Consider the following 4067-nt stretch of genomic DNA (forward strand, 5'->3'; position numbering starts at 1 on the left):
ATGTGAAGTTGCGCCAGGGGATCGCCAAGCCCATTGGCTTCCTGGCTGACCCCAGTGGACGTATCACTGCGCATCCCACCGAGGTCGACAAGATCGTCCAGCAAGCCTGGGCCCCGATCTACCGAGGCCAAGGGACCCCACATTGGCAGGTTGCAGGAGACTTCTTGGCGAAGTACAGGGACTTTGTATTCCGGGGAGAACCCTTTCCTGTTAGCGACATCACGGGAGAGCGGCTCAGACGCGAGTTCAAGCACTCGGCGGCTACCGCCGCCAGCTGGGACCAGTGGGAGCACCGGGAGTGGGCCATCATGCCGGACCTCGCGGCGGAGTGGCTCGCCAGGCTCCTCAACCTTGTCGAGCAGGGCGCACCATGGCCCACGGCCACCACCTGGGGAAAGGCTTTCTTCCTGAGCAAGAACGACGAGCCGTCCACCGCCCCTATGGAGTACAGGATCCTGCTCATTCTGTCCAGGCTGTACCGCAGGTGGGCCAGCATGCGGCTGCGTGACCTGCAAGGCTGGGTCCGGACGTGGCAGCTCCCGGAGATGTATGCTGGCGTCCCGGGGGGTGGCGCGGACATGGCATGGTGGCACCTCAGCGCCGTCAACGAGGACATCTTCCACGCCGGCGGAGATATCGCGGGGGCCACGATTGACATCTACAAGTGCTTCGACCAGATTGTCCCGGTGCTGGGGCAGGCACTCTGGCACCTCGCGGGCATGCCCGAACGCGTCTTGCTTCCATACAGGAGCATGATGGCCAACGTCAAGGTCGTCAACGTGCTGCCACAGGGGGCGGGCACGCCATATCGCAGGGCATGCTCCATTCCTCAGGGGTGCCCGCTGTCCATGATGGTGCTTGCGATCATCACCAGGCCGTGGATCATGCTGATGCGCAGCATGCAGGTCATGCCTCGCACACTGGCCGACGACCTCATGCTATGCGTCACCAGCGATGCGAGCCCCGAAAGCGATGGCGAGGAAGCGGACATGGTCGACACCCTCGTTCTTGCGGTTGACGCCACGCTCGAGTTCATCCACGACATGGGCGGGAAGCCTTCCCCCACCAAGAGCGCCGTCCTCGCCTCGTCTGCGGCTCATAGGAAGCGGCTCCGTGCTCAGAAGTGGGGCGCGCAGAGGTGCCTGATCCAGGTTCGGCACAGCGTGAGGGACCTGGGGTCTCACCTCACCGTGAGTGGGGCCCCAACCGGCGGCACCCTCAACAGGCGCGCGGACAAAGCGGCGGTCATCATGGATCGCATCAAGGCCCTTCCGGTCCCTGTTGAGCGCAAGGGCCAGCTTGTGGTGGGCAAGGGGTATGCCATGGGCCTTTACGGCATCGAGGCCACCCCTATCAACGTCAGCGCGCTACGCAGGCTCCAAGGGAGAGCCGCCAGTGCCCTGTCTGGGCGGCACCAATCCATGCGGTGCCCCGAGGTCGTCTTGGCCAGGATCGGCGCGACTGGGATCGAACTGGACGCCACCATCCTGTGGCGGAGGATCCGACACATGAGGCGAGCCTGGCACATGAGGCCGGCGTGGCGGCCGCTCATCGGGCGTATGTTGGCACGCATTGCCGATGTTCAGGACGTTCCGGAGGTGGGCGCCGACGACGACCCCTTCAACGCGCCAGTCCCATTTGGGCCGGCCCGGCTGCTTGGCAGGCGAGGAGCCAACTTGCTCAAGAGAGGGCCTTTCGGGCTCCTCCTCAGCTCTGTCATGCGTGCGGGAGGCATCGTCCAGGGGAATGGTGGCATCTGCTTCCCAGGCGAGACGAGGATTGACATCTTCCGTGACCCGATCCAATGGGTTAAGCGTGCGGTCTTCGAAGCCGGCACCGCCGCCGCCTTGCGCAGGGTTGCAAGCAGGAGGCCCTCGTACTGTCACCAAGGAAGGATCGATTTTCGGCTCTCTGGGATCCTTAACAAGGCCTTGACCAAGGAGCAGAGGTCAGACCTGGGGAGCATACAGGCCGGCGGCCTGTGGACTGCCTCTACATTGTTTGCGGCAGGGCTGCTTGACAGCCCTAATTGCCCTTGGTGTGGCGGTGCACCGGAGGACCTTGAGCATCTTTGGTGGGTATGCCCCGCCATGGCTGAGGAGAGGAGGCGGGCCTTGTCCGCCATGCAGGTGGACCACAGGCAGCTCCCGAACGCGTTGGCAATTCACGGCCTGGCTCCCGAGCTTGGCAACTGCGTTCACCTTGCTTTCTGGGCTGGGGCGAGCGACCAGAACGCCAACGTGGCGCTTGGGGCCCGTGCCGACGTCGGCCACATCCCCGAGCAAGCGGCCGCGGAAGCGGGCATCCCGGGGGGCGTGGCTAGCAGGCTCACCATGCGGCAACTGTTGCATCGGATCGCCGGCCCTTTCACTCACTTCGTCCCTGGACCTGTGTCTGGGGTATCCGATCGGGCCCCCGACGAGATCAATTGCTTCACCGACGGGGGAGTTGCCTTCTTCGCGGCAGGGCCTGCAGCACTTCCGGCCTGGGGCGGCATGTTCCGTGGTATCGTGGATGAGGACGGAACCGGCGTGATCAGCCGATCTGCATGGACGGAGCAGGACCGCGACGAGTTCCGTTTCTGGGGGCAGCTTGACGGGCAGGCCCTCTCCTCCACCCGGGCGGAGGGCTGGGCCATCATCGGCGCACACACCATCCCGCGCGCGCTGCACATTGGCATCGACAACGCGACGGCCCTGCGGCACTTCAACAGCATCCTCAGCGGGGACTCCCGTGAGTGGTCGAGGCCGTGGGGCATGCGGCCTGACGGAGACATGTGGGCCATCCTCGAGCGCATCGTTGTGGCGCGTGGGCGCGCTGCCTCCAGGGGGACCAAGGTCAAGGGACACGCCACCGCCACCGATGTCCTCCAGGGTGTCGTGAGCGCAGAGGTCCAGCAAGGGAACGACACTGCAGACAGAATGGTCCAACGCGGGCAGGCCACCTTTGGCGAGCGGAGGCGAGCGCTCTGCCGGCTGCATGACGAGCGGACGCAGGCCTATGGCAAACTGGTGGGCGCCATCCAGGCGATGATGCTCGCCATCATCGCTTCCACCAGAAAGCGAAGGGAGGAGCTCACCAGCACGGTCTTCGGAGGTGGCAGCAGGCCCCAGCGCCTGGTCCATGCCTGTGCGCCCACCTTGGGCGACCGCGCGGCGGCCAGGCGGATCAGGCCGTGCACCCATACCCTTGTGCCGAACAGTGGCAGTGGGCCGGCAGGGTGGCGAGGGCATGTCGTCGGCTACTTGTGCGGCCTTGAGTGGGTCCCGTGGGAGGACTCCCACCCTGACAGTAGATGCTCATGGCTGGAGCTACTCATCGACTTCGAAATCTCCACCGGAGCCACGGTGCGTGAAGCTGGGCTCCTCCTCAAGGACAGTGCGTCTCTGCTGCGCCGGGAGAGCAGCATCAGGGAGACCGTCACGCTCTTCAGGGAGGAGGTCCTGGGGCAGATCCGCCGATGCCTCACCGCTGACGTGCGCAACCTCTTTGCGCCTTGCCGCGGCAGAGCGAGGTTCGCGACCCTGGGCGTCAGAACATGCACCGCGTGCTTTCGTGCATGGCCGGCCTGGGACAGGGGCCGGCATGTCGAGGTCCTCTGCAGGGTCCTCGAGCAGCGTGGCATCGCTATCCAGCGGGCCAGGGCAGGGCTCACCGCGGGCGACCTCGTCATCCCGGAGGGCAAGATCAACATGGCGAGGCCTGCCGTCTGGAGGCAACGCCACCTGTGCACGGACGCGCCGGCCCTGACTACTGTGGCGCGGGACGGCACCACCGCGCAGGAATTTCCTGTACAGTGCAGCAAGTGTGGCGGCACGCACCTTCTGGCCGAGCGGCCCTCCCTTGCCGGGTCGCCGCGCATCTACTGCCAACAGTGCGGACACTTGGTGCGACTGAGGCGGTGCAGATGCATGTGCTGCAACAACCTCCTCGAGAGGTGTGACTGCTCGCAGCGAGGGGATGGCAGTGGCAACAGGCAGCTCTCCATCCGCGAGAGCTTCTTTGGGCGGCAGCCGAGCGGCGGGGCGCAGGGACCCACCGCTGGCCGCAACTCGCAGACGTCCAGC

The 4067-nt window shown here is 65.5% G+C and carries 1 protein-coding gene; it reads left to right on the top strand.

Annotated features, from left to right (window positions below; translation table 11 throughout):
• Positions 1-164: 164 nt before the first annotated feature.
• The coding region (locus ABWQ00_RS15635) for a hypothetical protein (protein WP_353239581.1) at positions 165-4067 on the top strand (3903 nt) is incomplete at its 3' end.

Source organism: Limnohabitans sp., from assembly GCF_040400975.1.
Classification (GTDB): Bacteria; Pseudomonadota; Gammaproteobacteria; order Burkholderiales; family Burkholderiaceae_C; genus Limnohabitans_A.